Genomic DNA, 21,310 nt, shown 5'->3' with positions numbered 1-21,310 from the left:
CGGGGCAGCAATCGTCCCGCGATCACGGGCGAGCGGGGCAGCAGTCGTCACGCCGCGCAGCCCGCTGTGGCGAAACGCGACATCGGGACCGGGTGGGGCGGCCGCTGCGGGCGCGAAGCGCTGGAACGGCCGGTTCGGGCCGTCGGCCGCTGGCTTGCATTGCTGCCGGTGACACACCGCGAACGGACCTCTGGGTAGGAACTCTGGGTAGGAAGGAGAGCGCATGCCGCGCAGCATCTGGAAAGGGAGTATCAGCTTCGGCCTCGTGCAGATCCCGGTGGCCCTCTACCCTGCAGAGGAGCCCAACGAGCTCCACTTCACGCAGCTCGACAAGCGGAACATGACGCCGATCCGCTACGAGCGCGTGAACCGGGAGACGGGGGAGCCGGTGAGCTGGGACGACATCGTCCGCGGCTATCCGTACGAGAAGGGCGAGTATGTCGTGATGTCCGACGAGGACCTGCGCCGCGCGAACGTCGAGGCGACGCAGACCGTGGACATCCTCGATTTCGTGGATGAGTCCGAGATCGACCCGATGTACTACGACAAGCCCTATTACCTCGCCCCCGCGTCGCAGAACAAGAAGAAGTCCCCGATGACGGCGTACGTGCTCCTGCGCGAGGCGCTGCGGAAGACGGGCAAGGTCGGGATCGCCAAGGTCGTGATCCGGACGCGCGAGCACATCGCCGCGGTGCGGCCGCGCGGCCGCGCGCTCGTGCTGAACCTGCTCCGGTTCGCGCACGAGCTCCGCACCGACGAGGAGCTCGATCTGCCCGAGATGGACGCCGAGGGGAAGGGGCTCGGCAAGCGGGAGCTCGAGATGGCCGAGCGGCTCGTGGCCGAGATGGCCACGGAGTGGAAGCCGGAGAAATACAAGGATGAGTACCGCGACGACGTGATGAAGCTCATCGAGAAGAAGGTGAAGTCCGGCCAGACCACGACGCCCGCGGAGCCCGCCGAGGAGGAGGAGAAGCGCCGCGATACGGGCACGGTCGACCTCATCGCGCTGCTCAAGAAGAGCCTCGGCCAGAAGGGCGGGAAGGCCGCGAACGACGACGACAAGGAGCCCAGCGAATCCAGCCCGAAGGTGCGCAAGACAGACACTCCGAAGCGGAAGAGCGGCTCTCGCCGGGCCGCGTAGCGCCCTGGGCGCCAGACACGAGGACGCGCCCGGCGCGAGGAGCAGAGGCGACCGAGGAAATCGGCCTCTCTGCTGCCTCGCGTCGCGCAGCTCTCCGGGGTTCGCGAGCGTTCGCAGGCGGCCGGCCGGGCTGACCGGGGGCGCCCAGGATGGTATATCGAGCTCATGCGCCCCAAGTATCCTGCGGACGTCACGGCAGCGTTCCTCGAGCTCGAGGGGCAGTCCCAGCTCACGGCGCACAGGCTGGTGCTCACGCCCAGGGACGCTCACGGCGCGCCGGCCCTCTCGGCGGACGTCCTGACCCAGCTGATCGAGACGATGTTCTTCGCGTCCATGGCGACCGAGGAGGGGCGCCTCAACCCGGTCGGCATCGTCTTCGCGGGGGCCCCCGCCGACCTCGAGTCCGGCGGGCCCGCCTGGGATCTCGTGCGCTTCGGGTCCACCGTGCCGTTCGACGTGGAGCACGTGGCCAACCTGGCCTCGGCGTGCGCGTGGCCGCGCTCGTTCCTCTCCGTCGTGCCGTGCGAGGGCTCGCTCGTGATCGCCGGCATCGCGACGCCGCACAGCCGGCATGCCTTCGATATCGATCAGCTCGTGCGCGTCGTCGTCCCGAAGCCGGGCGTCGTGGCCGTGTACCGCGGCGAGTGGGAGATCGTCCGCTACGAGCGCGGCGCCCTGCGCACGTGGATGCCAAAGCACCGCCCCCAGCTGGACTCCATCGAGAGGACCCTCTGCGGGGACCAGACCAGGCCGCTCATCCGACACGTGCGCAACTACCTCCTGCGCGTCGTGGAGGGGATGGTCGAGCTCGGGCGCGGAGGGCTCCTCGCGATCCTGGGGCCAGGCGAGGGTTTGCCGCAGCTCTTCGGCGAGGAGGGGAATCCGTTCGACACCGAGGTCAAGCGGCTGGATCCCGCCCTGTGCCTCGGCTCGACCATCCTGGACATCGCCGAGGCGCGCGGGGTTCAGCTGGCGCTCGATCCGCGGCAGGCGCCCGGGAAGGCGCCGGCGTCGCCGGGAGAGGCGCGCGACCCGGAGCGCGCGCGGACGAGCCCCGATCGCGTCCACCGGCTGCTCGACCTGATCGTCCGGCTGACGACCGTCGACGGCGCGGTGGTGATGAGCCACGCCCTCGACGTGCTCGCGTTCGGCGCGAAGCTTCCCCCGTCGAAGACGATCATCTCCGAGATCTTCGCCGCGACGCCCGATCAGCGGATGGACGCGAGCTGGTGCCTCGACGCGCGAGGCACCCGGCACCGCGCGGCGGCGGCGTTCGTGGCGGGGTATCCGGAGCGGATCGCGTTCATCGTCTCCCAGGACGGCCTCGCGGCCACGTTCCAGGAGCTCGAGGGGAAGGTCGTTTACTGGCCGCTGTGACGGGGCGCCGGGGCCGCGCGCTCCCGCGCGGGGCGCCCCTCCCGCGCCATCTGCTGGATGCAGTGCTGGAGGCCGGAGCGAAGGTTCGTGTGCACCGGGATGCCGGAGAGATCCACGCCGAGCGAGATGATCGTCTGGGCGACGGTCGCGCGGATACCGGTGATGACGGCCTCGGCGCCGAGCAGGCGGATGGCCCGGACGAGGTCGATGAGGTAGGCCGCGGTCTGCGTGTCCACGATGTCGACGCCGGTGAGATCGATGATGGCGTACTGCGACCCCGAGCGGCTCACCTCGCCGAGCAGGCTATCCATGAGCTCGGAGGCGCGCGCGCTGTCGACGACGCCGACGAGGGGGGCGGTCAGCACGCCGTCCCACACCCGGATGATCGGCGTGGAGAGCTGCTGGATGAGCCGCTGCTGGCGCTGGATCAGCTCGAGCTTCGTGCGCAGCTCGCCCTCGGCGCTCTTCGACTCGGTGACGTCGAGCGTCACGGTGATGACGCCCTGGACCTCGCCGCGCTCGTTCAGATCCGGGACACACCAGCTCTCCCAGCAGCGGTCCATGGCGGACGCCACGGCGTGCGTGCTCTGCTTCTGGTGCATGGCCGCCTTGACCTGATGCAGCGTCTCCCGCGCTCCTTCGTGGTCGCCCCAGAGCTGCCAGAGGTTCTGGCCGAGCCACGATCGGCGCTGCACGCCCGTGACATCGACCCCCATGCCGTCGTGGAAGAGGTAAGTGCCCTCTGTATCGACAGCCCAGATCGCGATGGGGAGCGAATTGAGGACGACGCTGAGGACGCGCTCCTCGACCGTGGGATTGCGGGGGCTCTGGCCCGGGACAGGCAGCCCCATGCAGATCCATGACATCGACCGCTCCCCCTCGCCGGCGACTACTGACTGATTGCGCCACTCACACGCGAGCGTGCCGCCCCCCTTCTTCAGGCAATCGAAGACCCGCGGCTCACCGTCCGCCAGGGCACGACGCCACGCCCCGGCCTGATCGTCAGAGAAGAGGAGCTCGGCGATGCTCCGGCCGAGGGCCTCCTCCTCGCTGAAGCCGAAGCACCGCGCGGCGCCCTCGTTCCAGCCGGTGACGACGAGCTCGGCGTCGTGACGGATGACCGCGAAAGGAGCCCGCTCCAGGAGCTCGACCGACGCAACCGCGACTCTATCGCTCTCGGTGGACCTGACCTGGGTGGCGGATGATGGTAGTCCCATGATGATCCGCCATCGTAAAAGGTAAAGGCCTGTTCGATCAAGCGCCGTGACGCCTCGGCGCGATGGCTCCCACGTCGCACCTCCGCCGTGCAGCGAGGTGCCGCGGGGCGAGGGCACAGCCGGTCTGGCGCGCGGCGCAGCTCAGAGGTGGCGCAGGATCGCCGCCGCCATCTCGTCGATGGGCGCCTCGGCCACGGCGAGCCCGGCCTCCATGACGCGGCGGGGCATGCCATAAACGACGCAGGACGACTCGGCCTCTGCGAGGATCCTCCCGCCCGCCTTGTGGATCGCGCGAGAGCCCTCCAGGCCGTCGTCCCCCATGCCCGTGAGCACGACCGCGAGGACGCCCGACCCGAACTCGGCGGCGGCGCTCGCGAAGAGCAGGTCCACCGACGGGCAGTACAGCGACATGGTGGATGCCTGCGCGAAGCGTACGCTGGCGCGCTCCAGCTGCCGCCGGACCTCGAGGTGCCTCCCCCCGCGCGCGATGGCGGCGAGCCCCGGCCGGAGCTGGAGGTCGTCCGAGGCCTCGACGACCGAGATCGCGCTCGCCTCGTCCAGACGGCGCGCCAGCGATTCCGTGTAGCCAGGGGGGATGTGCAGCGCGACGACGACCGGGACCGGGAGACCGCCGGGCAGCGCCGTGAGCAGCCGCGTCAACGCCTGAGGGCCGCCTGTCGACGTGCCGATCACGACGACCTGCGTGCGCGCCGGCGCGGGGATCACGGCAGGCGGAGGGGGCGGCGGCAGCGGCCGAGGCTCCGCACGCGGGCCCTTCGCCCCGGCCGCGGCGATCACCTTGCGGACCAGCTCGTCCGAGAGCTCGAACAGGCGGTCGGTCGCGAGCGACGTCGGCTTCTCGACGAGGTCGATCGCGCCCTGCTGGAGCGCCTTGACGCCGAGCTCGCTGTCCGCCTCGGCGTTGCTGACCACGATCACCCGCGGCGCGCCCTCGCGCGGCAGCGCCGCGAGCACGCCGATGCCGTCGAGGTTCGGCATCACGAGATCGAGCGTGATGACGTCCGGCTTGTAGCGCGCGATCTTCTCCAGCGCGTCCAGGCCGTCCATGGCCGTGTCGACGACCTCGATCGAGGAGCTCGCCCCGAGGACCTGCCGCAAGACCTTGCGCACGAAGGCGGAGTCGTCGATCACCAGCACGCGGATGGGAGACACAGTCATCGCTCTGCCTTCCGATAGACGAATACGCCACCCCGCTCCTCGCAGGAGAGCGCGGTGCCGAGCCGCAGGAGCGACTCGGAGACCCCGACCAGGAGGACCCCGCCCGCCACGAGCGCCCCCGCCAGATTGCTGACCACCCACCGCGCCGTGTTGTCGTGGAAATAGATGAGCACGTTGCGGCAGACGATGACGTCGAAGTGCCCGAGCGCCGCGACCTCGGTCGCGTCGAGCAGGTTGATCCGCCGCCAGTCGATCGCCCGCTGGAGCTCCGCGCTCACGGTGATGCGGTCGGGCGCCACCTGGAGCCAGCGGGCGGCGAACGCCGGCGGCGGGGCGTTGCTCCGGAGCGCGCGCGGCCCGAACACGCCGGCCCGCGCTCGCGCGAGCGCCCGCGCGCTGATGTCGCTCGCGACGAGCTCGACCTTGTCGAGCAGGCCGCGCTCGGCCAGGAGCATCGCGATCGTGAGCGGCTCCTCCCCGCTCGCGCAGGCCGCCGACCAGATCCGCGGCCGCCCCCCCGCGGCCACGCGCGGCGCGATGAACTCCGTGATCGTGACGTCGAGCTGCGCGAGCTCGCGGAAGAAGTACGTCTCGCTCACGACGAGCGCGTCGGTCAGCGCCTCGATCTCGGCCGCGCCCGCCGGGTCGTAGCGGAGGAAGTAATAGTAGTCGAGCAGCGAGTCGAAGCCGACCTCGAGGGCGCGCACGGAGAGCTTGTCGCCGAGCAGCTCGCGATCCCCCGCGTCGTAGTGGATCCCGATCTTCTCGGTGATGAGCGCGGTGAAGATCGCGAAGATCTGCGGGGAGATGGGGAGGCGGCTCGTCATGACCACTCCCTCATACCCACTGCGAGAGGACGGAGGCGGACACGCGCCGCACCTCCGGGTCCGGATCGGTGCGCGAGGCGTGCTCGACCGCCGCGAAGGCCTCTCGCGTGGCCACCGCGGCGAGCGTCGTGGCCGCCGCCTTGCGCGCCGGCGCGCGCGGCAGCCGGAGCGCCTGGAGGAGCGCGGCGTGCGCCTCGGGCAGCCGCATCCGCGCGAGCGCCGCGGTCAGGAGCGGCGCGAGCTCGTCGTCCGCCGTCGCCAGCGCCTCGAGGATCCCGTCGATGCGCCCGGGCAGAGGCGTCGCCAGCGCGGCGAGCAGCGGGGCGGGCGCCCGCGAGGAGACGAGCAGCGCGATGAGGCTCCGCGTCGCCTCGACCCCGGGCCGCCCCGCGATGAAGCTGGTCGCCGCGGCGCGCACGCTCTCGTCCGCGTCGCCCGCGGCGCGCACGAGAACGGGCAGGACCTCGGGCGACGAGAAGCCGGAGACGGCGGAGACGCCGACGAGCCGGGTCGCCACGTCGGGGGACGAGAGCGCGCCGAGCAGCGTCGGCAGCGACGCCTCCCGCCCGGCGATGCCGAGCCCGATCAGCGCCGAGCGCCGCATGTCGGTGTCGCTCTCGCGCGCGGCCTCCTCGAGCGCCGCGAGCGCCAGGTCGCCCTTGATGCCCGACAGCGCCTCGACGGCCGCCACGCGCACCTGGCCGCTCTCGTCGCGGAGCCGCTCGGCGATCGCCCCGGCCGCCGCCTCCCACCCGAGCTTCCCCAGCGACTGGCAGGCGTAGTAGCGGACCCAGGCGTCCTCGTCGCGGAGCCCGGCGAGGAGCGCCTCGATCACGCGCGCGTCGCGCTGCGATGTCTGGCCGAGCGCCCGCATCGCCACGGCGCGGGCCCGCCCGGAAGGGTCGGCCGCCACGGCGACGAGCGCCTCGATCGCCCCGGGCTCCGCGCAGCTCGCCAGCCCGTGGATCGCCCGCTCGCGCACCCGCAGATCGGGGTCGCGGAGGCCGTCGATGAAGATCGGCAGCGCCGAGGGGGGCGCGAAGTAGGCGAGGATCCGGAGCGCGCTCCGCCGCATGGCGGGCGTCCCCTCGCGCGCCGCCGAGAGCGCGAGCGCCTCGACCTCCGCGCCGCCCAGGCACTGGATCGCCGTCATCGCGGCGTGCACCACGCGGGGGTTCGGGTCGTCGAGCAGCGGGAACAGCGCGCGCGCCGAGCGGGGCTCCGCGATGCGCCCGAGCGCGTCGCACGCCGCCGCGCGGACCTCCGGGTCCGGATCGGCGAGGCACCCCTCGACGTCGGCCGCCGCCGCGGCGCCCCGCACGAGCGGCAGGAGCAGGAGCCTCCGGGCGCTGTCGCCGTCGCGCAGCGCCGCGAGCACCCGGACGTCCGCGCTCCGCGACAGCCGGCCGAGCGCTTCGGCCGCGGCGCTCGCCACCGGGAGATCGGCGTCGAGCAGGCGGGTCAGCTCGAGGAGGACGTCCTCGCCCCCGATCGCGCCGAGCACGCTGCAGATCATGGCCTGCTCGCCGGGGTCGGACCCGGCGAGGCTGTGGGAGAGCCGCCGCGCCGCGCCCGGCGCCAGCACCTCGCTCCGGAGCGCCTCGTCGATCGGCTCGGCGGTGCCGTAGCGCTCGCGGTACCGCTCGCGCAGCTCGGCGAGCGCCACCGCGGCGACGCGCGCGACAGCGTCGCTCGGGCGCCCGATCAGGCGTACCAGCGGCGCCACCGCGCTCCGGCTGCCGGTGCGGCCGAGCGCCCGCGCCGCCTCGAGGAGGTACCGCGGATCGTCGAGGAGCGACGACAGCGGGCCGATCGCGCGCGGATCGCCGCTGCGGCCCAGGACGTCGATCGCGGGGAAGACACGGAAGAAGTTCCCGCTCGTGACGGCCCCGACGAGCGAGTCGACCGCCGCCCTGCCGCCGACGCGGCCGAGCGCCTCGATCGCGGCGACCGCCACGTTGTCGTCGTCGTGCGACGTGAGCTCCGCGAGCCGGGACACGGCCCCCGTGCTGCCGCGCCGGCCGAGGATCTGCGCCGCGTCGGCCACGATCGCCGCGCGGGGATCCCGGGTCAGCGCGAGCACGGGCCCGTCGACGTCGGCGAGCGACGCGACGAGCGCGTCGACCGTGGCCGCGATGCGCGCCTCGCTGTCGCGCCGCGCGCCGAGGCTATCGCAGAGGGCATGGGCCGCGGCGCCGCCGAGCGCGGCGAGCGAGGCGACGACGGCCCGCCGCACGCTCCAGCTCGGGTCGGCCAGCATCTCGATGAGCCCGGGCACCCCCGGGCTCCCGGAGGCGGCGAGGCGATCGACCTGCTCGACGCGCTGCCGTTCGGGCTCCGAGAGGGCGAGCGGGGGCCGCCGAGAGGTCACGCGGGCTCCGGCGGCGCGTGGGGCTGCTTCCCGTTCGCCCTGAGGTGCACGACGGCGGCGGAGACGCCGGCGATCGTGTCCACGTGCTCGGCGCTCGCGTGCCGGATCTTGCTGACCTGCTCCAGCACGTAGCCGGCGTCGGTCGCGACCGCCCCGGAGTCTCTCGTTTGCTTGGCGAGGGCGGCGAGCAGATCGCGCAGCGGATCGCGCAGCCGGGTGAGCGAGGCGGCGTGCTGCTCGCTCCGGGCCGCGTGCTCCGAGGCCGACCCGGTGACGGCCTGGAGCGCCGTCGCGTGGCGGCTCGTGCCCGACGCCAGCGCGGCGACGGTCCCGACGTGATCGGTCACCGCCCGCGCCGTCTGCCGGGCGATGCGGCGCACGGCCTCGCCCTCCTTGACGAGGGCCGACGTCGCCTTGCTCTGGTCCGCCGCCGCGGCGGTCACCAGGGCCGCGAGCCGCGCGACCTGGCGGGCCGAGGACTCGAGCTGCTTCGCCGCCCGCGCCTGGTCGCCGGTCCCCCGCGCGGACTGGGCGGACAGCTTCCGGATGTCATCCATCGTGCGCGCCACCTCGGCCGCGCCGCCCGCCTGCTCCGCGAGCCCCGCGACCATCCGCTGCGCCGCGCCGGCGACGTCCTGCGTGAGCGCCGTGATGCTGGCCAGGGAGCGCGTCTGCTCGGCCATGACGGTGCTGGTCTGGCTGGTCAGCGAGCGCATCTGCGCCGCGACCTTCGCGAGCTGGGCCGCCCCCGCCGCCTGCTCGTCCATCGCCCGCGACACCCGCTCGGCGCTCTGGGTGAGCTGCGCGTTGACCTTCACGGCGTCGCGCAGCGCGTGCGCCTGCTCGGCGGTCGCCTCCTTGGTCTGCCGGGCCATGCGGCGCATCTCGGCGCTGCCCTGCGCGAGCGCCTGGACCGCCCTGGTCTGCTCGGCCGCGGAGCGCGCGATCGCCTTGCCCTCGTCGCTCATGCGCGCCGCGGTCTGCGCCAGCGAGCCCACCGTCTGCACCTGATCGGCGTTCGCTCGGTCGATCTCGCGGATCGAGCGGCCGAGCTCCTCGACCCCCTGGAGGATGCTGCCGAGCGCCTGCTCGGCGTCGCCCGCGAGCCGGGTGCCCTCGTCGGCGACCTTCACGCCCTCGGTCGAGGCGGCGACCGCCTCCCGGGCGCTCCCCTGGAGCGCGCGGACGATCTTCGCGATCTCGGCGCTCGAGACGGCGGCCCGGTCCGCCAGGTTGCGGATCTCCTCGGCGACGACGGCGAAGCCCCGTCCGTGCTCCCCTGCCCGCGCGGCCTCGATGCTGGCGTTGAGCGACAGGAGGTTCGTGCGATCGGCGATCAGGTTGATCGTCTGGACGATGTCGCCGATCTCCTCGGCGCGCTTCCCCATCTCCTTCATGACCGACGCGGAGTCGACCATCGCCTGCCGGATGCTCCCGAGGCCGGCGATGGACCTGCCCACCGTCGACGCGCCCAGGCGGGCGGTCGCGACGCCCTGCTCCGCGGTCGTGCGCGCGGTCTCGACGATGGCGACGATCCGCCGCGTGGAGGTCTCGACCTGCGACGAGGCGGCGGCGTTGCTGGCGGCCAGGGCGCTGATCTGCTCGGCGCCCTGCGCGACCTGCTGCGCGGTCCGCGCGAGCTCCTCGGCCGCGACCGCGTTCCCCTCGATCGTCGCCGCGTTCTTCTCGGCCGTGGCCGCGACCTCCTCGACCGAGCTCGCGATCTCCGTGATCGTGTTCGCGGTCGCCGAGGCGCTCGAGTCGAGGGCCCTCGCGCTCTCCGCCACCCCGCGGATCGTCCGCGCCATCTGCTCGGCGGTCGCGGCGGTCTCCTCGACCGCGCTCGCCATCTCGGTGGTGTCCTTCGCGACGCGGTTGAGGGAGCCCGTCACGCCCGTGGCGGCCCCGGCGATGGTCGTGATCTGCGCCCCCACCTCCCGGGCGTCGACCGAGAGGCGGCCGATGCCCTTCGACATCTCCTCGATGGTGGCCGCGATCTGCTCGAGCGCCGAGGCGCTGCTCGCGCCGCGGTTCGCCGCCTCGTCCGCGGCCGCGCTCATGACCGAGACCGAGCCGAGGAGCTCCTCGCTGGAGGAAGCGAGCTCCTCCGCGCTGGTGCTCACCGCCTTCACCGAGCGGGCGATCTCCTCGAGCGCCGCCGCGGTGGTCTCCGAGGACTCGGCGAGCGTGTCCGCGTCGCTCTTCACGGCGGCGAGCGCGGGGGAGAGGGCGCCGAGCCCGCTCGAGGTCGCGTCGAGGCCCTGCGCGACCTCGCCGAGGGCGCCGCTGATCCGCTGCCCTGACCGGGCGAGCGCCTGCGCCGCCGCCCCCGCCTCCTCGAGCTCGCCCGCGAGCGCCCCCACCGCAGCCCCCTGCTCCTTGCCGGTGGCGGCGTGCTCGGCGCCCAGGGCGGCGATCCGCGCGGCGGCCTGCTCGACGCCCGCCGCGGTCGCGATCGCCTGCCGCAGCGAGCGCTCGGCCTGCTCTGCCTGCGCGAGCGCCCCGTCGATGTCCGCGATTGCATCAGCTGCCATGATCTTGCTCCTCACCGATGATCCTGCCGACGTCGACGAGCATGACGAACCGCTTCCCGAGCTTCGCGACCGATCTCACGAAGCCGGCGCTCTCCTCCGCCATGACCTCGGGGGGCGGGCGGAGCTCCTCGGCGGCGATGTTGACGACCTCTCGCGCGCTGTCGACCAGGAGGCCCACGGTGCGCCCTCCGCTCTGGACGACGATGACGCGCGAGTCCAGCGTGGGCTCGATCGTCGGCAGGCCAAAGCGCGCGCGCAGGTCGATGACGGGCACGACGCGGCCCCGGATCTGGATGAGCCCGCTGACGTAGGGGCGCGTCCCCGGCACCCGCGTCGCCCCGGTGAACGACTCCATGTGGAGCACCTCGGCCGCGGAGATGACGTACTCGGTGTCCGCCACCTTCAGGACCACGTGCAGGCTCATGAGGCCACCCGCACGAGGCCCGGCTGGCCACCGCCGCCGCCGCTGCCAGAAGAGAGGCGGCCGCTGAGCGTCACGAGGTCGAGGACGAGCGTGGGGCGCCCGTCGCCGAGATCGGTCGAGCCGCTCACGCCCGGCACCTTGACGAGCGGGTCTTCGAGGGGCCGGACGACCACCTCCTGCTGGCCGAGCACGCGGGTCACGCCGAACGCGAAGGGCGCGCCGTTGCGCCGCACGAGGAGCGCCCTGCTCGCGCCGGCGTCCCCGAGCTCGAAGAGGGCGCCGAGGTCGACGATCGGCACGACCTCGCCGCGGCGCTCGATGAGCTCCGTCCCGCCCCGCGCGCGGCCAGGCGGCGGCGCCGCGGGCAGCGCGGTCCCGCCGTGGCCGCGCGGGGCTGGCAGCGCCGCCACACCCCGGGCGCGGCCCAGCGCGGGCAGCTCCGCGGCGCCCCGGGCGCGGCCCGGGGCCGGGCCGCGGAAGATCCGGGCCAGATCGATCTCCATGACCTCCTCCACGCCCGCCACGGGCGTCACGAAAGCCTGATCACCGCACAGGAACGAGAAGGCGTCGACGATGGTGAGCGTGAGCGGGACCCTCAGGGTGAAGGTGGTGCCGGCGCCACGCGCCGTGCTCACGGAGAGCTCGCCGCCGAGCTGCTCCACGGCGATGCGCCGCACGATGTCCATCCCGAGCCCGCGGCCGCTGGTCTTCGTCGCCAGGTCGAGCGTCGACAGCCCGGGCAGGGTGATGAGGTCGAGCAGCGCCGCGTCGGTCTCGGGCGCGGGGCGGCCGGCGCGCCTCGCCACCTGCGCGCGGTCGATGCCGCGGCCGTCGTCGGCGACGCTGAGCTCGAGCTGGTTGTTCGAGCGCTCGAAGCAGGAGACCCGGATGACGCCCTCCTCGGGCTTGCCCAGCCGGCGCCGCTCGGCGGGCGTCTCGATGGCGTGATCGACCGCGTTGCGGAGCAGGTGCACGATCGCCGGGAAGATGCGCTCCGCGACGGCCTTGTCGAGCTCCGCCTTGCCGGCGTCGATCTCGATCCGGACCTCCTTGCCCGTGGTGCGGCCGAGGCCGCGCACGACGAGCGGCACGCGCTCGAGGAGCTCGGTCACGGAGATCATGCGCGCGCGCATGATGGCGCCGCGGAGGTCGCGCAGCTGGCGGTCGTGCTCGCGGAGGATCTCGGCGAGGTCGCGGACGTCCACGCCGCGGGCGCGCAGGTCCGCGGCCGCCCGGGCGAGCCGGAACCGCGCGACGACGAGCGCCGACAGCTTGTCGAGGGCGTCGTCGAGCCGCGCCACCTCGACGCGCACGACGCCGCGGAGCTGAGGCTCCCGCTCCGCCGGCTCGTCCAGCTCCTGCTCGGACAGCTCGGCGACGGCCAGCGGGGTTGGGGGCGCCACGGTGAGCGGGCGGATGACGTCCGCCGCCGCCGCCCGCGCGAGCTCCTCGTCCGACGCGCTCGTGAGGACGAGGAGCGCGAACGCGATCCCGCCCGGGGCCCTGTCGGTCGCCGGGACCGAGAGCGGGACGACCTTGACGATCTCCGCGAGCTTGCCGACGCGCTCGCGGACGCTCGTGATGTTGAGCCCCTCGGCCGTGCGCGCCGGCGACGGGACGAAGTCGACCCGCAGCGCGCGCCGCCCACCCGCCACCCCCTGCGCGAGCTGCACGCGCTCGCTCGACCCGAGCTTCGCGAGGATCTCTGGGTCGGCGCTGATCGTCGGCGCGGGCGGCGACGGCGCGGCGGCGACGTCGAGCGCGGCGAGCGCGTCGAGGAGCGAGGGCGCCGCGGGCGGCACGGGCTGCTTGTTGGCGAGGGCCCGGATCCGCTCCTCGATGGCCCGGAGCCCGCGGAGCAGCACCTCGATCGACGCGGCGGAGAGCCTCCCCGCCGCCCGGTCCGCCGCCCGGAGCACGGTCTCCATCGCGTGGGCGATGTCCACGACCGGCTCCACGCCGACCATGGCGGAGAGGCCCTTGATCGTGTGCAGAGAGCGGAAGAGCTCCCGGGTCGCCTTGGGGTTCGAGTCCCCGGCGCGGAGGGCCGCCTCGGCGGTGAGGAGGTTCGCGGTCGACGCGGAGAGGTGCTCTTCCACCTCGACGAGGTAGCCGGCGACGAACTCGGTGACGTCGAGCGCGTCGCTCATCCAGTCATCCGGCGCTCGCGACGCCGTTCCCCAGCAGCGACCGCACGCTGGCCAGGATGGCGTCGGGAGCGAACGGCTTCGTCATGAACTCCGACGCCCCGGCGCCGAGCGCCCGGGCCCGGGACTCCTCATCACCCCGCGTGGTCACCACCAGAATCGGCAGGCTCCGGAGCTTGTCCTGGCCGCGGATGAACTCGATGACCTCGATTCCGCCGATGTCCGGCATGTTGAGGTCGAGCACCACGAGATCGAACGGCCGGAGCGAGAGCGTCTCAATCGCTTCGAGCCCGCTCGCCGCGTGGGCGAACCCGTACTGCTCGGCGCGCAGGCAGGCCACCACCATCTCGCGCATCACTCTGCTGTCGTCGACGACGAGGATCTCTGCCACAGCGGTGCTCGACTGAGGGAATAGCCGGCCTGGATGCGAGGTGTCAATCAAGCGCAGAAGCGTCCTTGGAAGATTCAGGGATCTCCCGTCGGACACGTCCCGAAGCTGATTACCGACTCCGGGGCTCGCCGGGCGCGCGACGGCCCCGGCGGGCGCGGACCGCGGCGCTGGACGCTGGACGCGGAACGTGCGTGAAGGCCCCGACGGCGCGGGCGGCGACCTCGCCGGAACACCACGTCGGACGAGGTCAATGACGCGGACGAGGCGCGGACGAGGCGGACGAGGCGTGACGAAGCGGACGAAGCGGACGAAGCGGACGAAGCGGACGAAGCGGACGAAGCGGATGAAGCTGACGAGGCCGACAGCGCTTTTCAATGCGCCGGGCTTGCTTCGCTGCGCGCGCTCGATCAGATGAGACTGGGCGGTAATGATGCTTGAGGGCTCAACGCCTCGTCGCGCACCGACTCCTCCCGGAGAGCGTCCCTCCGGGCAGAGGAGTCTCACGGCCCCCGCTGCTCCTGGAGAACCATGAACCGGCCCACAACGATGGATTTCCTGCTCGCCGACGCGATGCGGGACGCGAGCGCCCTGCGGCGCTTCACGCTCGAGGCAGGGCCAGGCGCCCGCCAGGCGGGCTCGGAGCCTCCGCCGAGCGAGCGCGCGGCGCGCGCCGTCGTGTGGATCGTCGACGACTCGCCGCTGGAGGCCGAGATGGCGGCGCACTCCCTCGCCGTCCGGTACGAGGTCCAGGTCTTCACGGACGCCGCGGTGATGCTCGAGCACATGACGTCGCGGGAGCCGCCGGACGTGCTCGTGCTCGACCAGGTGATGCCGGTCATGTCCGGCACCGAGATCTGCAGCCTCCTCCGGTCGTGCGCGGCCACGGTCGGGCTCCCGATCCTCATCCTGACCGTGGCCGGGCAGGAGCAGGACCTCGTCGAGGGGCTCACCGCGGGCGCCGACGATTACGTGGTCAAGCCCTGCCCCCCGGCCGCCCTCTCGGCGCGCGTCGGGGCGCTCGTCCGCTCGAAGCGGCTCCGCGAGCGGGCCGAGCGGGCCGAGCGGATCGCGGCGGTGGAGCGCGATCTGCTGCGCGCGCTCATCGAGCAGAGCGGCGACGGCATCATGGCGATGGACGAGCGCGGGGTGATCCGCATCTGCAACCGGGAGGCCCAGCGGCAGCACGGCCTCGCCGAGCGCGAGGTCACCGGCGACATGGAGTCGCTCCGGACGCTCGGGCTGCTCGCGCTCGACGGCCAGCCGCTGCGCCTGGAGGAGCACCCGCTGTACCGCGCCGTGCGGGGCGATAAGGTCGAGAACGCGCGCTGGCTCGTGACGCGCCCCGACGGCTCGCTCCGCGCGCTCGCCGGGACGGCTTCGCCGCTGCGGCACCCGGACGGGTCGCCCGCGGGCGCCGTGCTGATCACGCGCGACCAGACCGACGCGATCGAGGCGGAGCGGGCGCTGCGAGACAGCGAGGAGCGCTACCGGGTGATCATCAGCGCGCTCGATGAGGGCATCACGCTCCAGGACGAGCGCGGGATCATCCGCACCACGAACGCCAGCGCCGAACGGATCCTCGGGCTGTCCGCGGCGCAGATCATCGGATCGACGACGCTCGACCCCTCGTGCAGGGTCGTCCGCGAGGACGGCTCGCCGTTCCCCGAGGACATGTACCCCCTGGGGGTCGCGCTCCGGACCGGCGAGCCCCAGTCGGGCGTCCTGCTCGGCATCGAGCGGCCGGACGGGTCGGTCCTCTGGCTCTCGGTCAACGCGCAGCCGCTGCGCCGCCCGGACGGCTCGCTCGCCGGCGTCGTCTCCTCGTTCTTCGACATCACCGCGCGGAAGCAGGCAGAGGAGGAGCGGCAGCGCCTGCTCGCCGCGGCGCAGGCGGCCCGCCGTGAGGCCGAGACAGCGAGCCAGCTGAAGGACGAGTTCCTGGCGACGATGAGCCACGAGCTCCGCACGCCGCTCACGGCCGTCCTCGGCTGGGCCCGGATGCTGCGCACGGGCAAGCTCACCGAGGATCGGCGCGAGAAGGCGCTGGAGACGGTGGAGCGCAACGCGCAGGCCCAGGCGCAGCTCGTCGACGATCTGCTCGACATCTCGCGGATCATGGCGGGGAAGCTGCGGCTCGACGTCCAGCCGATCGAGCTCGTGGCCGTGATCGACGCCGCGCTCGAGGTGGTGCGGCCGGCCGCCGACGCCAAGGGCGTGCGGCTGGAGCCGGTCCTCGACCCCGGCGTGGGCACCGTGACGGGCGACGCGGGCCGGCTGCAGCAGGTGGTCTGGAACCTCCTCAGCAACGCGGTGAAGTTCACGTCGCGGGGCGGCCTCGTGCGCATCCGCCTCGAGCGCGCCGACGCGCTGGCCGAGATCATCGTGTCCGACACCGGTCAGGGCATCGACCCTTCGTTCTTGCCCTACGTGTTCGAGCAGTTCCGGCAGGCGGAGAGCGGCACGACGCGCAAGCACGGGGGGCTCGGCCTCGGGCTCACCATCGTGAAGAGCCTGGTGGAGATGCACGGCGGCACGGCCCAGGCGCTGAGCGACGGGGAGGGCCGGGGCGCGACGTTCATCATCCGGCTGCCGCTCGCGGTGAAGCCGGACCACGCCGAGGGGCGCCGGAGGCCGGCGCTCGGGGTGTCGCCCCTCGACACCGATCGTCCTCCGGAGCTGAACGGGCTGAACGTGCTCGTGGTGGACGACGAGGACGACACGCGCGAGCTGCTCGTCACGATGCTCGAGCAGTGCGGCGCGCGCGTGACGGCCGTGGCGTCCACGACCGAGGCGCTGCTCGCGCTGAAGGCGCTGCGCCCCGACGTGCTCGTGTCCGACATCGCGATGCCCGGGGAGGACGGCTACACGCTCATCCGCAAGGTCCGCGCGCTCCCGGCGAAGAGCGGCGGCAGGACCCCTGCGGTCGCGCTCACCGCCTACGCGCGCACGGAGGATCGCACCCGCGCGCTGCGCGCCGGGTTCAACACCCACGTCCCCAAGCCCATCGAGCAGGCGGAGCTGCTCGCCGTGCTCGCGAACATCTCCGGAGCGAGAGAAGGAGCTTAGGTGTCGCCGGGCAGCCCGGCCCGGCGAGAGGGTGTTCGTCGCGCGGGGTGGGAGAGCAGAGTGACACGATCGATTGCCGGGACTCGGCTCATGTCGGCACGGCCGTGCCGCGCACCGCCGCCTCGATCTTGGCGACGTCGATCTTCTGCATTTCCATCATCGCCTCGAACGCGCGCTTCGCTACATCGCCGCCCCTGGCCATCGCCTCGGTCAGGACGCGCGGCGTGATCTGCCACGACAGGCCCCATTTGTCCTTGCACCAGCCGCACGCGCTCTCCGCGCCGCCGTTGCCGACGATCGCGTCCCAGTAACGGTCGGTCTCCGCCTGGTCATCGGTGGCGATCTGAAAGGAGAACGCCTCGCTGTGCTTGAACGTGTCCCCGCCGTTGAGGCCAAGGCACGGCACGCCGCACACAGTGAACTCGACCGTCAGGACGTCGCCCGCCTTGCCGCCTGGAAAGTCGGACGGCGCCCGGTGCACCGCGCCGACCGTGCTGTCGGGAAAGGTCCTGGCGTAAAAGCGCGCGGCCTCTTCCGCGTCATGGTCGTACCACAGACAGATCGTGTTCTTCTTCATGGTTACTCTCCTCTGTTCGCCGCCTACCAGGGGAAAGTCCGCGCCATGCGGATCGGTGCCCTGGACAATCCAGTCGTTTGGCATGGTCCGGCGCGCCGCCGCCGCGCTCGTCGAGCAGGGGCGCGAAGCCGCCATGGGTCATGCGCTTGCCGTCGAAGGGCATCCACATAGCTCATGACCGCCTCCGTCGAACGAACCGGCTTTCACGAGCCCGCACTCGACGGCGTCTCGGCGGGTAGGAAATCCTGAAGCTCCTGTAGGCGTCAAGGAAATTCAGATCATCCAACCTCAGGACCGGGGCGAGTGGACATGATCTCCCGGACACCTTTCGCCAGCGACACGCCATGTGCTGGACGCGCGTCAGAGGCTGAGCGCGCGCGGCGCCCGGGCTCGACGCTCACGCCCTCCGGCAGCTCCGCGCGATGGTGTCCATCAGCTTCAGGAGGTCGAACGGCTTGCTGAGGATGGCTTCCGCGTCGATGCCGGCGCGCTCCGTCGCGCCGCGCGCGGTCATCACCACGATCGGCGTGGCGGCGAGCGCCGGGTCGCGCTTCTGCTCGGCCCGGAACTGGAACCCATCCATGACCGGCATCATCAGGTCGAGCAGGACCAGCGCGATGGAAGACGGGTCGTCCCGCAGGTAGGCGAGGGCCTCGAGCCCGTTCTCGACCGAGGCCACAGAATACCCTTCTTCTTCCAGCAGCTCGCTCAGCGTCTGCCGGATCGCGACATCGTCGTCGACGATCAGGATACGCTTGGTGGGGCGGCTCATCGTCATGCGCACTCGCTTCATTCCCGAGGCGGGGACCGGGCGACACGGCCCCTGGCCGGAGCCGCCACGCCCCCCGCTCCCGGAGCGCGTCAGGCCACCTCGGGGCCCGGCAGGGCGGGCCGGCGCGCGGCGCCAGGGCCGGCGAGCGGCAGGGTGACCTTGAAGGTCGAGCCCTCGCCGAGCACGGAGCTCGCCTCGATCGCGCCATCCAGCGCCTCGACCACCTGCCTGGAGATGTAGAGCCCCATGCCGAGGCCTCCATAGTTCCGCGCCGACACGGCGCGCTCGAACCGCCCGAAGATCCGCCCGATGTGCTCCGGCGCGATCCCGATGCCGTGGTCCCTGATCGTCAGCGTGGCGGTCGAGCCCGTCGACGTCACGGCGATCTCGATGGGGTTTCCCTGACCGTACTTGAGCGCGTTCGAGACGAGGTTGTCGACGACCTGCTCGAGCCGCATCCGGTCCCAGTGCCCCGCGGCGTCGTCCTCCGCGCTGACCGTGATCCGGGAGCCTGACTCCGCGATCTCGCCGCCCTCCTGACAGCGGGACACCACCTGCCGGACGATCTCCGACAGCCGCACTGGCTCCAGATCGAGGGCGAGGCGCCCCGCCGCGATGCGGGAGACGTCGAGCAGGTTGTCGACGAGCCGCCTCAGCCGCTCGCACTGCCGGCGGACGAGCCCGAGCCGGTTCGTCAGCCACGTGAAGCGCTCCTTGTCGCAGCAGAGCTCCGACGCGCGGCGCGTCAGGATCTGGATCTGCAGCGAGAGCGGGGTGAGCGGCGTCTTCAGCTCGTGCGAGGCGATCGAGAGGAACTCGTCCCGGAGGGCGATCGCGCGCTGGGCGTCGTTGTAGAGGCGCGCGTTGTCCACGGCGAGCGCGCAGCGGCGCGCCAGCTCCTCCGCGGCCGAGAGCTCCGTCCGGCCGTACCGGCGCCCGGAGCGCGCGGCGATGAAGGTGAGGGTCCCGAAGGCCCGCCCGCGCGTCGCGAGCGGGACGCACATGAACGAGCGCCCCCCCATGGCCCGCATCACCCGGAGGTGCTCCTCGTCCTGCGCGATGGCGCGCATGTGATCGTCGGTGAAATGCTCGATGAGCACCGGCTTCAGCTCGGTCATCACCCTGACCTGCGCGTTCCAGTTCGCGCCGTCGAGCACGGGCGCGAAGCGCTTCGCCGCCTCGGCCAGGGCTGCCAGCTCGGGGTCCGCGCAGCCCACACCCACGCGCCGGAAGCCGCCGCCCTCCTCATCGTCGTTCAGGTCCACGAGGCAGAAGTCGGCGAGGAAAGGCACCGCGAGCTGCGCCACCCGCGCGAGCGTCGTGTTGTAATCCAGCGACTCGCCGAGCGTCACGCTCGCCGCGTCGAGCATGCGGGGGAGCTCCTGCGCGCGCTCCCGCTCCGCGGCCTCGGCCGCCGCCCGCCGCATCCGCGCCATCTCGATCTGCGTCCGGGCGCGGGCGAGGAGCTCGCGCGCCGAGAAGGGCTTCACCAGGTAATCGTCGGCCCCCGTCTCGAGCGCCTCGACGACCGCGTCCTCCCCCGCGCGCGCGGACAGCAGCACCACGGGGACCATGCTCGTCCGCGGATCCGCCCGGAGCTCTCGCAGGAGCGCGACGCCGTCGAGCCCGGGCATCATCACGTCGCTCACCACGAGGTCCGGCGGCCGCGCGCGCGCGACCGCGAGCGCCGACCTGCCGTCCGGGACCGCCTCCACGCTCCAGCGCTGCTCGAGCAGGCGGACGAGGTAGTCGCGCATGTCCGCGTTGTCGTCCGCGACGAGGATCCGCCCCTCGCCCTCGCGGGGGCGCGGCCCCGCCGCCGCCTCGGCGCGCGCCTCCGGGCCCTCCGGCGCCGCGTCTCCGTCGCGCCGGCGAGGCCACTGGGACGCCTCGAGCACGTGGAGGCGCGCGCTCGCCGGCGAGGGCGCGCGCTCGCCTGGCGGGGCGACGCGCTCCGGGGGCAGGTGCGCGCGGCCCCTCGGGATCGAGACGACGAACGTGCTCCCCTGCCCCGGCTCGCTCGAGACCCGCAGGCAGCCCCCGTGCACCGTGACGAGCTCCTGGACCAGCGCGAGCCCGATCCCGGTGCCCTCGATGCTGCGGCAGCGCGCGCCCGGCACGCGGTGGAACCGCTCGAAGATGCGCGGGAGCTCGTCCGCCGGGATCCCGCCGCCGGTGTCGCGCACCGACAGCTCGACGTGATCCGGGTGCGCGCGCACCGAGACGGCGATCTCCCCCTCGAGCGTGAACTTGAAGGCGTTCGAGAGCAGGTTCAGGACGACCTTCTCCCACTGCGCCCTGTCGATGTAGACGGGCTCCGGCAGCGGCGGGCAGTCGACGACGAGCGACAGGCCCGCGCTCTCCACGAGCGAGCGGAAGGAGCTCGCGAGCTCCGCGGTGAGCTGCGCGAGATCGGTGGGCTCGAACGACGTCTGGAGGCGCCCCGCCTCGATGCGGGAGAAGTCGAGCAGCGTGTTCACGAGCCGGAGCAGCCGCAGGGTGCTCCGCTGCACCGCCGCGAGGCCGTCCCCGCCGAGCGACCTCTCCGGGCGGGACAGCGCGTGCTCGACGTGCCCGAGGATGAGGGTGAGCGGCGTGCGGAACTCGTGGCTCACGTTGGCCACGAACTCCGTCTTGAGCCGGTCGAGCGTCGCCAGCTCGTCCCGGTGCCGCTCGACCTCCCGCTCGAGCCGCCGCTGCTCGGTGACGTCGCGCCCCTCGGCGATCAGGAAGACCACGTTGCCCTGCCGGTCCTTGACGGGGTTGATGTTGAAATCGATGGTGATGATCTCGTGGCCTTCCTTGCCCCCGATGATCTCCACATCGTACCTGACGAACTCGCCGCGCGCCGCGCGCCCCACGGCGTCCTTCAGCCGCGCCTGCGCCGCCGGCGAGCCCTGCCACCAGCGGCAGTCCCAGAATGGGACTCCGTGCACGTCTCTCCGCGACACGCCCGCGCCGCGGACCGAGGTGTCGTTCGACTCCCAGCTCGTGCCGTGGGCGTCGAGCAGGCCCCAGAACTGGAAGGCGCTGTTCATCGCGACCCGCGCCGCGAGGAGCCGCATGAGCCCCGACTCGCGGCCAGGGCTGGCGCGCGCGATCTCCTGCTTCAGGAGCTCCATGTCCCGGAGGAGGTGGTCCTCGGTGTCGTCCACGGGCCTCACGAAGGTGAGGTCTTCCAGACCTTCGATGAAGTCGCGCCCTTCTGAGTGTTCCTCGCTCGACCGCTGTTCCATACGTTGGCCCATCACGCTTGCGGCTCCGCTCGACGCAGGGGACAGCTCATC

At 72.8% G+C, this 21,310-nt stretch carries 14 protein-coding genes; 3 read left to right on the top strand and 11 right to left on the bottom strand.

Annotated elements, in window-relative coordinates; translation table 11 throughout:
* The first annotated feature begins 223 nt into the window (after positions 1 to 223).
* The gene (locus WME89_RS16070) at positions 224 to 1,141 is read left to right on the top strand and encodes a Ku protein (RefSeq protein ID WP_437626095.1); all 918 of its coding nucleotides are present in this window, start codon (positions 224 to 226) and stop codon (positions 1,139 to 1,141) included.
* Between the two features lie 165 nt (positions 1,142 to 1,306).
* Positions 1,307 to 2,518 carry a putative sensor domain DACNV-containing protein gene (locus WME89_RS16065; protein WP_438010020.1) on the top strand — a complete coding sequence of 404 codons (1,212 nt, stop codon included), beginning with the start codon at positions 1,307 to 1,309 and terminating at the stop codon, positions 2,516 to 2,518.
* Here the strand turns inward: WME89_RS16065 and WME89_RS16060 are convergent.
* From WME89_RS16060 to WME89_RS16025, 8 genes are all read right to left on the bottom strand, one after another.
* Entirely contained in the window at positions 2,503 to 3,735 is a 1,233-nt protein-coding gene (locus WME89_RS16060; protein WP_438010019.1) for a PAS domain-containing protein, read from the bottom strand. The genes WME89_RS16065 and WME89_RS16060 overlap by 16 nt on opposite strands.
* A gap of 141 nt (positions 3,736 to 3,876) precedes the next feature.
* Positions 3,877 to 4,914 (bottom strand): chemotaxis-specific protein-glutamate methyltransferase CheB, encoded by a 1,038-nt coding sequence (cheB, locus tag WME89_RS16055; RefSeq protein WP_438010018.1) that lies wholly within the window; start codon positions 4,912 to 4,914, stop codon positions 3,877 to 3,879.
* Positions 4,911 to 5,741 (bottom strand): CheR family methyltransferase, encoded by an 831-nt coding sequence (locus WME89_RS16050; protein ID WP_438010017.1) that lies wholly within the window; start codon positions 5,739 to 5,741, stop codon positions 4,911 to 4,913. The genes cheB and WME89_RS16050 overlap by 4 nt, the downstream gene beginning before the upstream one ends.
* A gap of 10 nt (positions 5,742 to 5,751) precedes the next feature.
* On the bottom strand, positions 5,752 to 8,112 hold the full coding sequence (locus WME89_RS16045) for a HEAT repeat domain-containing protein (protein WP_438010016.1): 2,361 nt from the start codon (positions 8,110 to 8,112) through the stop codon (positions 5,752 to 5,754).
* Positions 8,109 to 10,646 (bottom strand): methyl-accepting chemotaxis protein, encoded by a 2,538-nt coding sequence (locus WME89_RS16040; protein ID WP_438010015.1) that lies wholly within the window; start codon positions 10,644 to 10,646, stop codon positions 8,109 to 8,111. The genes WME89_RS16045 and WME89_RS16040 overlap by 4 nt, the downstream gene beginning before the upstream one ends.
* Positions 10,636 to 11,070 (bottom strand): chemotaxis protein CheW, encoded by a 435-nt coding sequence (locus WME89_RS16035; protein ID WP_438010014.1) that lies wholly within the window; start codon positions 11,068 to 11,070, stop codon positions 10,636 to 10,638. The genes WME89_RS16040 and WME89_RS16035 overlap by 11 nt, the downstream gene beginning before the upstream one ends.
* On the bottom strand, positions 11,067 to 13,220 hold the full coding sequence (locus WME89_RS16030) for a chemotaxis protein CheA (protein ID WP_438010013.1): 2,154 nt from the start codon (positions 13,218 to 13,220) through the stop codon (positions 11,067 to 11,069). The genes WME89_RS16035 and WME89_RS16030 overlap by 4 nt, the downstream gene beginning before the upstream one ends.
* A gap of 4 nt (positions 13,221 to 13,224) precedes the next feature.
* Positions 13,225 to 13,608 (bottom strand): response regulator transcription factor, encoded by a 384-nt coding sequence (locus WME89_RS16025; protein ID WP_437666300.1) that lies wholly within the window; start codon positions 13,606 to 13,608, stop codon positions 13,225 to 13,227.
* A 528-nt stretch (positions 13,609 to 14,136) separates the two neighbouring features.
* Between WME89_RS16025 and WME89_RS16020 the strand changes: the two genes are divergently transcribed.
* Positions 14,137 to 16,674, top strand: a complete 2,538-nt coding sequence (locus WME89_RS16020; protein ID WP_438010012.1) for a hybrid sensor histidine kinase/response regulator — start codon at positions 14,137 to 14,139, stop codon at positions 16,672 to 16,674.
* A gap of 88 nt (positions 16,675 to 16,762) precedes the next feature.
* On the opposite strand, the gene WME89_RS16015 is transcribed toward WME89_RS16020, so the two are convergent.
* The 3 genes from WME89_RS16015 to WME89_RS16005 form a co-directional block, all read right to left on the bottom strand.
* Positions 16,763 to 17,251 carry a VOC family protein gene (locus WME89_RS16015; RefSeq protein WP_438011940.1) on the bottom strand — a complete coding sequence of 163 codons (489 nt, stop codon included), beginning with the start codon at positions 17,249 to 17,251 and terminating at the stop codon, positions 16,763 to 16,765.
* 397 nt (positions 17,252 to 17,648) lie between these two features.
* Positions 17,649 to 18,029, bottom strand: coding sequence for a response regulator (locus tag WME89_RS16010; RefSeq protein ID WP_438010011.1), 381 nt, complete (start codon positions 18,027 to 18,029; stop codon positions 17,649 to 17,651).
* Between the two features lie 83 nt (positions 18,030 to 18,112).
* Positions 18,113 to 21,259: an ATP-binding protein gene (locus tag WME89_RS16005; RefSeq protein WP_438010010.1), complete on the bottom strand. Its 3,147-nt coding sequence runs from the start codon at positions 21,257 to 21,259 to the stop codon at positions 18,113 to 18,115.
* Positions 21,260 to 21,310: the final 51 nt, after the last annotated feature.

It is taken from the genome of Sorangium sp. So ce321, assembly GCF_051530195.1.
In the GTDB taxonomy this organism is placed as follows: Bacteria; Myxococcota_A; Polyangia; order Polyangiales; family Polyangiaceae; genus Sorangium.
The sequence above is the reverse complement of the archived record's forward strand: the minus strand, read 5'-3'. Positions and strand labels throughout refer to the sequence as shown.